This is a genomic window from bacterium, from assembly GCA_016708315.1.
In the GTDB taxonomy this organism is placed as follows: Bacteria; Zixibacteria; MSB-5A5; order CAIYYT01; family CAIYYT01; genus JADJGC01.
Window position 1 is genome coordinate 69,007 of record JADJGC010000006.1, and the last position, 15,299, is coordinate 84,305.

Below are 15,299 nucleotides of genomic sequence, written 5' to 3' on the forward strand. Positions count from 1 at the left end.
CAACGAAGTGCGGAACCCGACATCGTCAAGTTTCTGGTCCCCTACTCCTTGATCTCCTTCGCCGCCATCTTGCGATAATGATCAATAAATGGCGTGAACAAATCTATCGGGAACGGGAACATCAACGTCGAATTCTTCTCGGTTGCGACCTCGGTCAATGTCTGCAAGTAACGCAACTGCAGCGTATAGCTCGAGGTCTCCATCACCTTGCCGGCGTCGGCGAGCTTCTGCGCCGCCTGGTATTCGCCCTCGGCATGAATGACCTTGGAACGGCGTTCGCGTTCGGCTTCTGCCTGCTTGGCGATTGCGCGGGTCATCTCCTGCGGTAAGTCGACGTTCTTGACTTCGACGACAGTGACCTTCACGCCCCACGGCTCGGTCTGATCGTCGATAATCTTCTGCAATCTCTTGTTAATCGATTCGCGCGCTGAAAGCAGATCATCCAGATCTACCTGTCCCAGCACCGAGCGCAATGTGGTCTGGGCAATCATCGACGTCGCATAGAAATAATCCTCGACATTGACAATCGCCTTTTGTGGTTCCATCACCTGGAAATAGACGACAGCGTTGACCTTCAGCGTGACGTTGTCGCGAGTAATGACGTCCTGCGGCGGTACGTCCATCGTGTAAGTCCGCAGCGACACCTTGACCATGCGGTCAACCAATGGTATTAGCAGAATCAAACCGGGGCCCTTGACACCGATCATGCGGCCAAGCCGGAAAATCACGCCGCGCTCATACTCCTGAAGTATCCGAATCGCATTCATGAGGATGAATAATGCGAAGAGTACGACAACAATTAACGGAACTGCACCTGCAAACATTTATCCCTCCCTGGGAGTTGAGACTTTAGCCACTTTCAAAATCTGATTGTGTCCCGACAAGATCGTTACCGGCTCATCCTTCTCGATGATTTCGTCCGCAACAGCCTTCCATAGGGCTCCCGCGACATACACCATGCCTTCGCTTTCAATCCGCTCCGACACCTTGCCAATCTGCCCGACCATTCCCTCGAATCCCGTCAAGACCTGCTTCTTGCGCGCGACAATCGCTCCGACAACCAAGACGAGGAACCCACCGATGCAAATTGTGATCGTGATAATCACACTCAACGACACCCTGAGCGCCGGTTCCGGACTATCGATCAAGAATAGCCCCCCCAGCACCAGTGAGATGACTCCTCCTACGGTGAGCATGCCGTAGCTCGTGACTTTAATTTCTAGCAGGAACAAGACGACGGCCAGCACAATCAGCGCCAGCCCCGCATAATTGATTGGTAAGGTTTGCATAGCATATAAGGCAATAATCAGACAAATTGCACCGACAACACCGGGCAAGATCGCGCCCGGATTATATAGCTCGATTGCGAGCCCCAGTGTACCCAGCGAAAACAGTATGAAGATGATATTCGGACTGGTGAGAACTTCAAGTACTGACTCCGAAAACGTCTTCTCGATTTCCTCGTGTGTAGCGCCCGCCAATCGAAGCGTGTCTTCGCTCTCCGGCATCGTCACGACCATTCCATCTGCCTTTGTCAGTAACTCCTCGAGGTCCTCAGCAATGAAATCGACGATATTCGAATCGACCGCTTCATAGTACGCAATGCTCGCGCCCTCGCGAACGGCTCGCTCAACCCAAGTCTTGTTGCGTCCACGTTTCTCTGCCGACCCGAGCAAGTTTGCGACAGCGTCATTGACGACCTTCTTCACCATTGCCGAATCCATTTGCTCGCCGCCCATTGTCACCGGCGTTGCCGAACCGATATTGGTCGACGATGCCATCGCCGCCACGTGCGCGGCATAGGTGATATACACACCCGCCGATGCCGCTCGTCCTCCCGATGGCGCAACCCAGACAATGATCGGCACCTTGGAATTCATGAACGCCGTCGTGATGCGCAGAGTGGTTTCCATCACACCGCCCGGTGTGTTGAGCTTGACGACCAAAGCCGCAGCCTGTTCATCCTCCGCGATTTTGATCGCGCGTTCGACATGTTTGAGAGTAATCGGCCCGATAGCGCCATCAACCGTCATGACCTTGACAACGGCTGCCTGCGTAAAGCTGGTCAACAACAGGAGTGCGGCGAAAAGCGCGACAATCGTTACACGAAGTTTCATCATTTCACCTCACCTTATATACGTAGCTTGCAATGTTGTAATCTGAGGAAAGTAGCAATTAAGGTCAACTAAAATCAGTGTACTGGATTGTGATACACGCGCCCACTTTGTCTGCTGTCGTAGGGCAGGTCTCATTGCAGAAAACGCGTGTATTCAGGAGTACATTCGCTGGAGCCCTGCAATCATTCGGAGTACTTCTGCAAGGAAATTGGCAGGTCTCTGTCGACTTGCTCCAAAATCCCAATCAACTTCCAGAAAGGAGACCTGCCCTACCAAAGAGCAGGCGTCCCGCGAACTGTATCTAAAACTCCGCCACGCCAAACAGATTCGGATCAACCGGTCCCAGCGGCTCGCGCGTCGGCAGCAAAAAGCCCAACGACTTCACCAAACCTGAATTGTCAGCAGTATCGTAGTCCACGATTTCAATCCCAAGACCAACGCGCTTAGTCTGCGGTGTGTACCGCTTGCCAAATGCCGCCAGCGGGATCTTCGCCTCGAAGCTGAACCCCGTTGCCGATTGCTGTCCTGCGATTTCATATGCTGCCGCTACGTTCATTTTGAGATTGGCGCGCGGTAGTGCGTTCACAGTGACAGTAAAGCATCCATCGCCACATGCGCCGCTACGAGTAAAATAGCTTCCCGCTTCCTGGCGCATATCCAAGTAGAACGTCACGCCGTCATTCTTACCGTCGGGAAATGACAGCAACGTGTTATCAATGACGTTGCCGGCGATGTAAAGGAATTCTTTCGAAGCAGCAACATAGAATGACGCCGACAAGTCATTGACTCCCGACCACAGTGCTGGACCGTAGACATACCCGCCGTCACCGGTTAGTGTCAACGCTTTCTGTTTCTGCCATTCTTCGATATTGCCATCCATCACAATGTCGTCCTTGCGATCACGAATCTTGTAAAACGCGGCTGCATTGCCAGTCGCTAGTGCCAGCCGCGCCGACAGTGATAGCATCGCCATGCGATCTTGTATCGTCGCAACCTGCGCTTCTGACTCGACGAAGCATCGCTTCGCAAGTTTGGTTTCATTTTGCAATTGCAGGTTATATCCAAGAGTGAAAAACAACTCCGCCAGAATTGGATTCTGCGCCGACACCTTCAGATACTTCTCGGCTAGACGTTTCAGATAATCCTTCTGATACTCTTTGTCGAATTCGGCAAGGCGATTCAATGCGTTCAAAATGTCATATTGTTGGGGCTGGCGTTTGTCCGCCGAAGACATCAGGAAATCAGCGTAGTTGTCCAACGCACGCATGCTGTATTCTGCCGTCTGCCCGAATAGCTTCTCTTCATAAGTGATATCCCCCATCCTTGCACCGGCAGTGATTGCCGCAAGGCTCAGTGGGTGAAGCGAAATCACTTTGTTGTAGGTTGCGACGACTTCATTCTTTCGGCCCGCAGTGGCATAGAGATACGCGAGATCAAGATAGCTGTCGGCAATCGAATTGGAATCCAGCGAAGTCGCCATCGCGGCTTCTAATTCGCGAATCTGCGCATCGACATCGACCTGCACTGCACCGACTTGAAGCGGTATCGCTCCTTCAATAGCATCGCCAAAATTCTTGCTGCTTTCGTCGGTAAGATTGACCAACACTGGTCCTGCGGTCTTGTCGCTGCCAATCCAATAGGCACCCTTGTTGAATACCAATCCATGCGCCGGTGACGCTCCGTGAAGGAATCCCTCTGCGGCTGTCAATTCAAACTGGTCACCTGAGCGAGCCATGTGATAGACGCGCACGTTTACTTGCGGATGTGTCTGGGCTTGATGATACGCGAGCACCATCCGCGTCACGTCGGGCGAGACACTGATAGATTGCGGACCACGCCCGACATCGTTGAATATCCAGAACAACTTGTCACTTTCGGTATCGATAACCGCCACCTGCGAACCGCCGCGTCGTCCACTATCGAGTCCTTGGCAGGCGGCAAAAACCAGCTTGCCATCCGCGCTGATTGCAAGATCAACCGGCTCCGGTCCAACATCGATCGTCTTCACAAGCTGGAAGCTCGGCACCGACACTTTGGCGACGGTTCCGTCATTGAATAGCGATACGTAGAAGAATTTCGAATCGGGCGTTGTGACGATTGCAGAAGGCGATGCAAATCCGCCGACACTATAGAGAGGCTCTTTCGTCGTGCAGTCAATCGCCATCACGGAGTTACCGGGTTTGTCTGATGTTGTTCCGACGACAAAGCAATACTTGCCGTCGGCGGTGAATGCCACATCTGTCGCCATAATCGTCAGGTCAATCGTACGGACAATGCGGTCGCTGATACTGTTGATGACATAGCAATAGGTGCTGTGCTCGCCAAAGAGCCAAATCTCCGACGCATCGGCGTTTGCAGAAGCGATACCAACTTCAAACGCGCCGGAAATCCGGTTAATCACCGACCCCGACTCCAATCCGTACACGGTCGTTACATTGCTCCCGGTGCCGGACGGAATGTACAGCTTGGTCACCGGTTGCGCGCTCAACACAGCCGCCCACAGCAAGCTCAACGCAGAAATTAAAATCAGTCTTCGCATATTCAATCCCTCTTCGACTTGTTACTCAGGAAATCCATTCCCGGAATATTTCAACTCACCGTCAATGTATGTCGCGACAACTTTGGTGTCGAGAATTTGCTCGCTCGAACAGCGCATCAGGTTTCGGTCAAGCACGACAAAGTCTGCGCACTTGCCAACTGCAAGACTCCCGCGGTTTGCCTCATCACCGACGGCGCGCGCACCCTCAATTGTAAATCCGCGGATCGCCCGCTCAACCGACACTGTTTCGGTGCGGCTGTAGGCAGTCTTCCCACCAATGCGCTTGCCGGTGACGGCGGCATAAATCCCATGCAGCGGATGAAGTTCTTCGATTGGCGCATCCGATCCAAAGCATTGGGTGGCACCGGACTTGAACAGTGAGCGCATTCGGTAACTGTCTTTTGCCGCTCGCCTAAGTATCGTTTCATTATATCAATATCGGCTGTGGCGTGGCTCGGCTGTACCGAAGCAATCACTCCCAACTTCGCAAATCGCGGCAAATCGCGCTTGTCGAGTATCTGACAATGTTCAATGCGGTGCCGGTGTTTGCGCGAAGCATGCTTGCCGACCGCTTCATAAGCGTCAAGCACATTGCGATTTGCGCGATCGCCAATGGCGTGAATCGCGCAGGCCAGCCCTGCCTTCGTCGCCAGTGCAACCAGACGCTTCAAATCGCTCGGTGACGTCACCTCGATACCGATATTTGATTTCGATCCCTTGAACGGTTTGAGCATCAACGCAGTCTGCGAACCGAGTGCGCCATCAGAGAAAATCTTCACACCTCCGATTGACAAGCGCTGTGACCCGAATCCCGATCGCAACTTGAGTCTAATGGCGTCCTCGAGAAACGCGACCGGCAGGTAGTAGACAACTTTGATTGGAAGTTGCTTTTCCGCTTCCAGCGACTGCAATACATCAAATCCATTGAGCTGATCGAACGAGGTTACACCGACGCACCCCTGACGGTACATCTCTTCAAATCCCGATTCTACAAGCGGCTTCATCTCGCGGACCGAGGGCGGAACGTACTTATCCCACACCGGTTTGTCTGCGTGGTCTTTGAGAATTCCATTGGGCTCGCCGTCAGCGTCGCGCATTATCTCGCCGCCGACTGGATCGATACTATCGCGCGTGATCCCAGCGATTTCCAGCGCACGCGAATTCACCCAAGTCTGATGTTCGTCCTTTGAGTAAATTGCTGCCGGTCGATCCGGCACGAGTTTATCAAGGTCCCGTTTGTGCGGCCAGCGAATTGACTTCCACTGTTCCTTTTTCCAACCTTTGCCGGTAATCCACGAGCCTCTGCGGGCAGGATGAGATTTCAAATGCCGCCGTATGCGCCCGAGAGCATCCTCGTACGAAGTTGCTCCATCAAGATCAATCTGTGTCCGCGACAGCGCCCAAAACACAACATGCGTGTGCGAATCGATGAACCCCGGGAATATCGTGCGCCCATCGAGATCGATCATCTCATAGTGACCACTGGGAATCGCTGACAAGTCTCCTGCTGTACCCAACCACGCAATGCGCCCGTCGCGGATGATCATCGCGTCACACAGCGGCTGTTTGCTTTCCATCGTGTAAATGCGGCCGCCGAATAATAATGTTGGTGTATGGTTCATTCGCATAGGTATCGATAGTCTCCTTCGCGCCGCGTAATTCGCTTGCGGTCAAGTTCTTCCAACACCGGCAGCACTACCTTGCGCGAGGTACCGGTGATATCGCGCACTTCGGCGACAGTGATCTTCCCGCGCTCCCGCAACGCCGCGACAATTACGGCGACCAGCGCTTCGTAATATTCTTTCTTATAGACGCTGCCGCTAACATCAACAATTAGTGCATTTTGCTTCAAATACGCGTAAACTTTTTTTGCCTCTTTGTCCAGAGCATTGATGTCATCGCGCGATGCCACTCCGCCCGATTTTTCTGCAAGCAGTTCGAAGATGCGCTGTTTGATTGATTCCAACTCCGAACTTAATCCGGCCGAATATTCCGCCAGTTTCACTCCAGATTCGTGCCGTTGCAGTTTGCCCAATGCGACTAACGATGACAGCGCAAAATCGACCAGTTGACTCGGTAACGCAAGGCGCGAAGTCAGTTCCGCCAGCGACATTGAAGCCAGATGCTGATTGCTGTCGTGAAAGTTCTTCACCTGCGACAAGATCGCAGCTTGCGCTTCATCCCAGACACTTTTGAGTATTAGGAAATCGTCCCGCTTTAACACGGTCTTTTCAGCTAACATGCGGGTGATCGCAGCACTAGTTTCAGTTTCCGGAATCAACGACTGGAAAAGCAATTCGCCATCGCGAATCAGGCTCTTCTCCCTTAGTTGCACTGCAATCAAATCTTCAACCTTTAGCGAAGACGCTTGTCGCGCCAGCGCCCACATCTTCTTGTCGCGACGATCTATTTCGCCATTCCTGAAATCTGCAACAAACCCGCCGCCGATCAGAAGCGACGGCGTCGGCAGTCGAAGTATGAATCGATCTCCGATTTTGCAGACGACCGGCGTAGACAACTTAAGCACAGCCACCAGCGATCCATCATCAAGCGCAATAGGTTCCGGCGGGAGCATGAGTTTGCCTTCTGCTTCAGATGTCCCATGCAGTAGAACCACATCGCGATTGTTCTTGAGATAGCGCGCTACCTTTGGCTCAACACTCAGCCGAATAGTCACACAACTTGCCGACTCGAGATTTTGCGGAGTGTAAAGCAAGTCACCACGCTGGATTTGCCCTCGATCGAGCGCCTGTAACCCTACTGCCAATCGAATTCCCGGCGGAGCAGTTTCCAACTGTGCATAGAAACTCTCCAGACTGCGTACTTTGGTCTTTGCTCCAGATGGATGATGATACAGCTCCTGTCCAATCGAGAGATTCCCCTCACGCAGCGTGCCGGTTACCACTGTGCCCGTTCCGGCAACACTAAAACTACGGTCGACATACAGGCGCGTCGATCTCGCCGGCAGTGTCCGCAATGTCGTCCTCAACATCTCTTCAACTGTACCGAAAATCACTTCGAGATTACGATTGTCGGTCGCCGAGAATTCAATGATCGGGCAACCCTCCAAGAAGGTCCCGGTTGTGCGATTGCGCAAATCAGCCTTGACCATTTCTCTCCACTCGTCTTCCACCAGATCGACCTTGGTCAGCACGATAAGACCGCGCTCCACGCCAAGATAACGTAGTATTGCCAGATGCTCTTCCGACTGCGGCATCCAGCCGTCATCAGCGGCAATGACAAACATCACCAAATCCAAAGCGCCGACCCCGGCGATCATCGTCTTGATAAATCGCTCGTGCCCGGGGACATCGATGATGCCGATCTCTTCGCCGCCGGATAGCCGGAAATGCGCGAACCCCAATTCGATTGTCATCTGCCGCTCTTTTTCTTCCGGCAAACGATCCGGGTCAATTCCGGTCAAGGCGCGAACGAGCGAAGATTTTCCGTGGTCTATGTGCCCCGCGGTGGCTATTGTAAACATGAGGCGATATTTGCGAGAACAGCGATCAATTCCGCATCCTCGCTTGGATCAATGGTGCGCAGATCGATATAAAATTCCTGTTTCTCGATGTACCCCACCAGCGGCGGGTTGGCATCAAGCAACATTCTTGTCAGCTCTGTCGGTTTCACGCGTGGAGTCAAAACAATCGCAACGGACTCAATCGCTCCTCCCGGAAGCGAACCACCACCCGGTGTCGCTTGTGACTTGCGAATCGTTGCATTCACGCCGTGCTGCAACAGCGCCTTTTGGATCAGTTCCGCTCTTGCCTGCAATTCCGCTACCGACGTGCGAATCTGCCGCCACAACGGGAGGATTGTGCTGTCTTCCTTTCGCAAGTACGCAAACGCGGTCTCTTCCAGAAGCGCCATCGTTAGCTTGTCGAGACGCAGAGCGCGATAAATCGGGTTGGAGTGCAATTCTGATGTGTACTTCTCTTCACCGATTATGATACCGCCCTGCGTACTTCCCAGAAGTTTGTCCGCTGAGAAGCAAACCAGCGTCGATTTCGATCTAAGTGCAGTCGTAATATTCGGCTCAGCTTCCATACTGAATTTCTCAGTCTGGTGATACGCCCCCGATCCGACATCATACACCGAAATCAGTTTCTTCTTCTCTGCCAATTCCGCCAGCTTGAAGGCGTCAACTTCATCAACGAAACCTTCGAGATGAAAATTCGAACGATGCACTTTCAAAATCATCGTCGTCTTGTCGGTGATAGCATCGCGATAATCGCGCAAAGTCGTCTGATTGGTCGTGCCTACTTCCACCAATTTGGCGCCGGCGCGGCGAATAATATCCGGTATCCGGAATCCCCCGCCGATCTGCACGAGTTCCGATCTCGACACCACGACTTCACGCTTATTGGCAAATGTGTTGAGAATCAGAAACAGCGCCGCCGCATTGTTGTTTACAGCAATCGCGCTCTCAGCGCCGGTAAGTTGCGCCAGCAGATAGGCGAGGAAACTTCCGCGCCGACCCCGTTTGCCGCTCTCAAGATCAAACTCTAATGTCGAGTATCCGCGGACCCGCTCAGTCACGCGCTCGAGCAGTTCTCTGCCTAACGGCGAACGTCCCAGGTTGGTGTGAATCAATACGCCCGTCCCGTTGAGGACTCTGGTAATCCGCCGCATTGTCAACACGCGACAACGCGCTTTGACAATTTCAATGATCTCTTCGAGAGTTGGCGTCGACTTCGATTTCTTGTGCGCTTTCCTCGACTCAGCAAGTACTTCCCGCACCACCGTCGTCACCAGCGTACGCGACAGCTCATTGGTCTCAGTCTTAAGCTGGCTCGAATTGAGCACTTGATCGACGGATGGTAATGACCGTAACTTGTTTTCTGTCACAATTCCTTCATTTGGCGGAAGGGGTAGGAGTCGAACCCACCGCGAGTGCGAACACCCGCCAACGGAGTTGAAGTCCGCGAGAGCCACCGGGCCCCATCCTCTTCCGCGCGGATAAACTGTTGACCGCCAATATACTCTCCACAGGGAGTTTCTACATCAAAATATTCGCCCTTCAATGCAACTCCATCATCATCAGGGTACCACATGAAATCGGATAGTCAAAGTAGTCTTTCGGCTCGGCAAATTGATATTAAATTGACATGATTGGTGCATAAAGTATACATTGGCACCTGACTTCACAGTAATTAGCTAACACAGGGGGCGACTTCGCAGGGAGTTCATGAGCGACAATAATCAGGACCTCGATCCGACATTCGAATCCGACAAAAACAAAGCCGACAAGGACAAGACTGTCCTCTCCTCAGATCCTTCAGCAAAATCTGCTCCGAGAGCTTCCGCACCAAACGAAATCGGCGGATATCGCATCATTGGCATTCTCGGCGAGGGTGGAATGGGTGTAGTATATGAAGCCGAACAGCCGTCCCCGCGTCGCTTAGTGGCTCTCAAGGTCGTCCGTGGAGTCGAGTTAGTCGACGATATGCGACTCAAGATGTTTGAGCGCGAGGCCGCAACTCTGGCGCGACTCGATCATCCCAACATCGGCAGAATCTACGAATCTGGCCGCACTGCCGAGGGTCGTCATTTCTTCGCAATGGAATTAGTCCGTGGTCCGATTCTTTCAACCTGGCTTGCACAGCGCCCAGTCAATCCCGACCGTGCCGAAATCGAAACGCGTCTGCGTCTCTTTCGCCAGATTTGCGAAGCTGTGAATTATGCACACCAGCGCGGCGTCATTCACCGAGATCTCAAACCTTCCAATCTCATCGTTACAGATGCGCCTTCCATCGGAACCGAGTCAGAAATGTCCGTACCGGCAATGGTCAAGATTCTTGACTTCGGTCTGGCACGAATTACCGAAGAAGACGTCGCCGCCACGCAAGTCACTGAAATCGGCGTCATCAAAGGCACTCTTCCCTACATGGCGCCTGAACAAGCACGCGGTGAAGTCGATGAAATCGATGTACGAACTGACGTATACGCCTTGGGTGTAATCCTCTACGAGCTTCTGACGGGCAAGCGTCCCTACTCTACCGATACCGGCTCGCTACTTTCGGCGGTGCGTGTGATCTGCGAACAAACGCCGCGACCATTGCCCGAGGTTTGGAACGCTTCCGTCCGCCTCGATCCCGATCTTGCCACAATTACCGCAACCGCTCTCGAAAAGGATCCCGATCGCCGCTATGCTACAGCCGCAGCATTTGGAGAAGACATCGGCAGATTCCTCACCTCGCAGCCGATTCAGGCACGACCGCCCAGCACAATGTACCAGCTGAAGAAACTCATTTCGCGCCGCAAGCCGCTCTTCGCGACTGCTGCAGCTGCGTTGGTATTATTAGTTGTTGCGGCGATTTCTATGAGCGTGCTCTACGTCCGCTCCGAGGCAAACCTCGCTCGCGCGCTGGAAGCCGAGAAAATCGCACAACGCGAAGCCAACACCGCCGAACGAACATCGAACTTCTTGGTCGAGCTGTTCCGCAATTCTAATCCCGAAATCACCCGCGGCGAGACCATCACCGCCAGAGCAATTATGGACGAGGGCGCCAAACGCATTGAGACGGAACTCAGCGGCGAGCCGGTGTTGCAGGCGCGTCTGATGAACACTATTGCCGAGGTCTACCAAAGGCTGGGGTTGAATGAACCTGCCCACGATCTTGCCGCACGCTCACTCGAAATTCGTCGCCAACATTTGCCACCGGACCACATGGATATTGCAGCCGGCACTCACTTACTTGCGCGAATTCTCCAAGGTCAAGGCAAGTCTGCGGAAGCGCAAAGTCAATTCATTGCCGCTGTGGCGCTATATGAAGCCCACGGCGACAGAGGCGTTGCCCGTCTCATTGACGTTCTTGGCAATCTCGGTTGGATGTATGGCGAGATGGGTCAGCTGCGGCAGGCAGACAGCATTCTCAATCGCGCTCTCGCTCTTGCCGACTCAGCTAACTCCGGCGATGAAAACCAGATGCTCTCGTTACTTAACAATCAGGCTTCGGTCAAAATGAACTCAGGTCAGCCCGACACGGCAATTCAAATACTCGATCGAGCGCTGCCGATTTCCAAAAAAGTACGCGGCGAACGGAGCCACCACTCCGCCGATATTCTCACCAATATCTCAATTGCCAGCGGAATGATGGGGAATCTGGAGCGTGCCGACACAACTGCCGAGCAAGCTTTGGAAATCTATCGGGAAATCTATGGCAATTCCCATCCACTCGTCGCCAAAGCGCTGGCCAATGTTGCCATCACGCTTTCACAACTGGGCAAGTTCGCAGACGCACGCCCCTACTTCGAAGAAGCGCTTGCGGCACTGATCACAATTCACGGTCCCGATCATCCCGATGTCGGAGCGGGCTACACCAACCTTGGTCTGCTGAAACTCCAGTCCGGCGACCCGAAAGGCGCTGTTGCCGAGCTCCTTCAAGGAGTCGCAATTCATGGTGGCGTCGACGGAGCAGGCACGATTAGTCTCTCAACGGCTCTTTATCACCTTGCCAGTGCTCGCTCTGCCCTTGGTGAATTTCCGGAAGCGCGCCGTTTGATGCTGCGCGTCGTCGCAATTGACGAAGGTATCTACGGACCCGATTCGGAAGTAATCGCCGATGATCTTGAAGGCCTAATCGGCATCGAACGCGAATTGGGAAATCATTCCGAAGCCGATAGACTCGAAGCGAGAATGAAGTCGATTCTCGCGAAATCGGGCGGTTCAGCTCCCGCTGAGGTTCCAGAGGACAGCGCCGCCAGCAAGTCTTAGCGCCATCCTGCCACAAGTGGCCGAACACCTGAAGGTTTGGTTCGGCTCCAAGCAAGTTTACACTTGCTACCTGATTCGTACCGATGTATCTTGGAATAAATAGGTACATTTTCTCCATACTGAGACCATTCACTTACAGGCGGTGAGGTCGCAGTACAATCATATTCCCAAGTGAGGCAGTATGTCCGAATTCGTCCTCTGGCGCTCTTCACGGGCGCACCACATTATAACTCCGCAGTTGCTGCTTGCCGCTCTCATCTTGACACTACTCCTTTCGCCGGCGGTGTCGCAGGCTGAATCTCAATCATCAAGCCCATCGACTGTCCAGGTTGCTGCCGGTGCCACCGGCCTGACGGCAAATGCGGGCTCGCAAGTCGATGCTGAAACTGAACAGCGAGTGGACGAATGGATGGCCGGGATCAACTCCGGATTCCAGCCTAATCGCGGACAAGTCGCAAATTCGGAAGGAAAGTCTGCGGATGAAGTACTCCTGTCAGCCAACGTCCGGGGTGCTCAGGTTTATGTAACGACCAGTGGATTGTCTCATTACTTCTTGAAACGGATCAAGAAGGGCGCGAAACAGTGGCGGCCGAAGAACGCCGGTTTCAGTTCCAAGGAATTCGAATGGTGTCGTCTCGATGTCGACTTGCTCGGCGCTTCAATCTCGCTCGATCGCATGGTATTGGAAGAGCCGCTTACTGACATCGGGGTTACCAACTTCTATCGCGGACATTGTCCCGATGGCGTTGTTGACGTCACGACATACGCCAAGATAACTTTCTCTGAGGTTTATCCCGGCATCGACTGGGTTGTGCTAAGTCGATCCGGCGAAGCTGTTCAACATGACTTCATCGTGCGCCCCGGCGCAGATCCCTCACAAATTCGCATGGAATACAAAGGCGCAGATGCTATCGACATATCCGATGACGCACTGCGATTGACGATTCAAACGCCGCTCGGGACGGTAGAAGAAGGCGCGCTCTATTGCTACCAAGGCGATCGTGCCAATATTGTTGGTGCCCGCTATCACATTGAGGGAAACATCGTCACACCGATCATAGAAGCCTATGATCACAGTCAGCCGCTCACTATTGACCCGCCACTCGTTTGGAGTACTTATTACGGCGGCTCGAACTTCGATGGTCCGCGCTCAATCCTGTGTGATAATGTGAACAACTATCTTTATGTCGTCGGCTACAGTTATTCAAACAACATGCCGACACAAAACGCCGGCGGCGGTGCCTTTTATCAAGGGACGTTCTTTAGCGGCACTATAATAGACGGATTTGTATGGAAATTCACCCAGGGCGGCGTCCGCCTGTGGGCAACCTACTATGGCGGGCTCGGTGACGAGATAAACAGCGACGCTGTGCTTGATCAATTCCAAAACCTTTACGTGAGCGGGGCTACCTCGGCTACAAACTGGCCCACGCAAGTTTTGCCAGGCGCCTACAATCAAGGAAGTAACGCCGGCGGTGCGAATGACGCGATCATCATCAAGTTCAATTCTCTCGGCGTTCGACAGTGGGCATCATACTTTGGCGGCAGCGGCTATGATTGGGGAACGAGCCTTGTGTCCGACGCTTCCGGCTCCATCTATATGACCGGCTACACCCAATCCCCTGACTTTCCTTTGGTCAATCCCGGAGGAGGCGCCTATTTCCAGAATACTCTCGGCGCGGTTGAGGATGCGTTTGTGTCAAAGTTCAATCCCCTCGGCGTGCTCGAATGGTCAACCTTTCTCGGTGGTCCTGACCTTGACGAAGGTCACGGTATCGCGAGTACTGTCGGCTCGATATATGTCAGTGGCCTGACGAAATCACCATCGTTCCCGACTTCTAACCCCGGAGGCGGAGCCTACTTCGACAGTACTCTCAACGGCTCTCAGGATGGCTTCATTTCCCGCTTCAGTCTCTCCGGTGTGATGTTGTGGTCAACCTATTACGGCGGCGACAGCACCGACTGGGCTGATGATCCTGCAGTCGATGGCAGCGGCAACGTATTTGTCGCGGGCTACACCGAGTCCAACAATTTTCCCACGCTCAATCCGGGCGGATCGACCTTCTATCAAGGTACTCCGGGCGGCGAGCTTGACGTAACACTCGCCAAATTCAACAACGCCAACGTCCGCATGTGGGCTACTTATTACGGCGGCAGCGATCTCGATTTTCTCCTTGGTGTCAACGGCAAATCGATAACACTCGACCCGCAGGGGAGACTATATGTCACCGGCTTGACAGTCTCCACGAATTTTCCAGTGTTTAACCCGGGCGGAGGGTCATTCTATCAGGGTACGAACCTTGGCGGTCCTCATGATGCATTCATCGGCAGGTTTAGCAATACCGGAACTATGCTCTGGTCGACATATTGGGGAAGCGATGTTCCCGACTTCGGCTGCAGTATTGCCATCGGTAACTCAGGCTGTATTTTTGCCACCGGCGAGACGATTGACGTCGGATCGCTATTCCTGATGAATCCCCTTTTCGGCGCATATTTTCAATCTGTCTCCGGCGGATTGGATGATGGTTATATTGCCAAGTTTTGTCAACCGACGGGTTCCTGCTGCATCGACTTCAATTGTTTCGGCGCTAACTCGCAGGCCGAGTGCACGCAGATGGGCGGGCAGACGTTCTATCCCGATCAACCTTGTTCGACCACGGCCTGCAGCATACTTTGCAACATCTGCGGTACCAAATACAACGACCTTAACAAAAACGGCACGCAGGATTTGGGCGAACCGGGTATCTCCGGTTGGACGGTTCAACTCTACTATTGGAATGGTCCCCTGTTCGCGTCCACAACTACCGATTCACTCGGCAACTACTGTTTCAATAACATCCCCTTGCGGCGCATGGACTGTCAACGAACAACTTCAGCAGGGCTGGGTACAGACCTATCCGTCGCCCAATGTACACAACTATAA

8 protein-coding genes and 1 tRNA gene are annotated in these 15,299 nt (G+C 53.3%); 2 read left to right on the forward strand and 7 right to left on the reverse strand.

The window, feature by feature from the left end; translation table 11 throughout:
• Positions 1-41 precede the first annotated feature (41 nt).
• The 7 genes from IPH59_07635 to IPH59_07665 all read right to left on the reverse strand — a co-directional run bounded on the left by IPH59_07635 (position 42) and on the right by IPH59_07665 (position 9,612).
• On the reverse strand, positions 42-824 hold the full coding sequence (locus IPH59_07635; protein MBK7091577.1) for a slipin family protein: 783 nt from the start codon (positions 822-824) through the stop codon (positions 42-44).
• Positions 825-2,120, reverse strand: coding sequence for a nodulation protein NfeD (locus IPH59_07640; GenBank protein ID MBK7091578.1), 1,296 nt, complete (start codon positions 2,118-2,120; stop codon positions 825-827).
• A gap of 298 nt (positions 2,121-2,418) precedes the next feature.
• Positions 2,419-4,656, reverse strand: a complete 2,238-nt coding sequence (locus tag IPH59_07645) for a hypothetical protein (GenBank protein ID MBK7091579.1) — start codon at positions 4,654-4,656, stop codon at positions 2,419-2,421.
• 116 nt (positions 4,657-4,772) lie between these two features.
• Entirely contained in the window at positions 4,773-6,284 is a 1,512-nt protein-coding gene (locus IPH59_07650) for an amidohydrolase (protein MBK7091580.1), read from the reverse strand.
• Positions 6,275-8,140, reverse strand: a complete 1,866-nt coding sequence (selB, locus tag IPH59_07655) for a selenocysteine-specific translation elongation factor (protein MBK7091581.1) — start codon at positions 8,138-8,140, stop codon at positions 6,275-6,277. The genes IPH59_07650 and selB overlap by 10 nt, the downstream gene beginning before the upstream one ends.
• On the reverse strand, positions 8,128-9,507 hold the full coding sequence (gene selA, locus IPH59_07660; GenBank protein ID MBK7091582.1) for an L-seryl-tRNA(Sec) selenium transferase: 1,380 nt from the start codon (positions 9,505-9,507) through the stop codon (positions 8,128-8,130). Before selA ends, selB begins: the two co-directional genes overlap by 13 nt.
• A 12-nt stretch (positions 9,508-9,519) precedes the next feature.
• Positions 9,520-9,612, reverse strand: a tRNA-Sec gene (locus IPH59_07665).
• Positions 9,613-9,847: 235 nt separating this feature from the next.
• On the opposite strand from IPH59_07665, the gene IPH59_07670 reads away from it, so the two are divergent.
• The gene (locus IPH59_07670) at positions 9,848-12,376 is read left to right on the forward strand and encodes a tetratricopeptide repeat protein (protein ID MBK7091583.1); all 2,529 of its coding nucleotides are present in this window, start codon (positions 9,848-9,850) and stop codon (positions 12,374-12,376) included.
• Positions 12,377-12,557: 181 nt separating this feature from the next.
• On the forward strand, positions 12,558-15,299 hold the full coding sequence (locus IPH59_07675; protein MBK7091584.1) for an SBBP repeat-containing protein: 2,742 nt from the start codon (positions 12,558-12,560) through the stop codon (positions 15,297-15,299).

Bases quoted from the DNA above. Each gene is read 5' to 3' on its own strand.
- selB (MBK7091581.1), bottom strand. From the start codon at position 8,140: ATGTTTACAATAGCCACCGCGGGGCACATAGACCACGGAAAATCTTCG.
- IPH59_07640 (MBK7091578.1), bottom strand. From the start codon at position 2,120: ATGATGAAACTTCGTGTAACGATTGTCGCGCTTTTCGCCGCACTCCTG.
- IPH59_07650 (MBK7091580.1), bottom strand. From the start codon at position 6,284: ATGCGAATGAACCATACACCAACATTATTATTCGGCGGCCGCATTTAC.
- IPH59_07645 (MBK7091579.1), bottom strand. From the start codon at position 4,656: ATGCGAAGACTGATTTTAATTTCTGCGTTGAGCTTGCTGTGGGCGGCT.
- IPH59_07675 (MBK7091584.1), top strand. From the start codon at position 12,558: ATGTCCGAATTCGTCCTCTGGCGCTCTTCACGGGCGCACCACATTATA.
- IPH59_07670 (MBK7091583.1), top strand. From the start codon at position 9,848: ATGAGCGACAATAATCAGGACCTCGATCCGACATTCGAATCCGACAAA.
- IPH59_07635 (MBK7091577.1), bottom strand. From the start codon at position 824: ATGTTTGCAGGTGCAGTTCCGTTAATTGTTGTCGTACTCTTCGCATTA.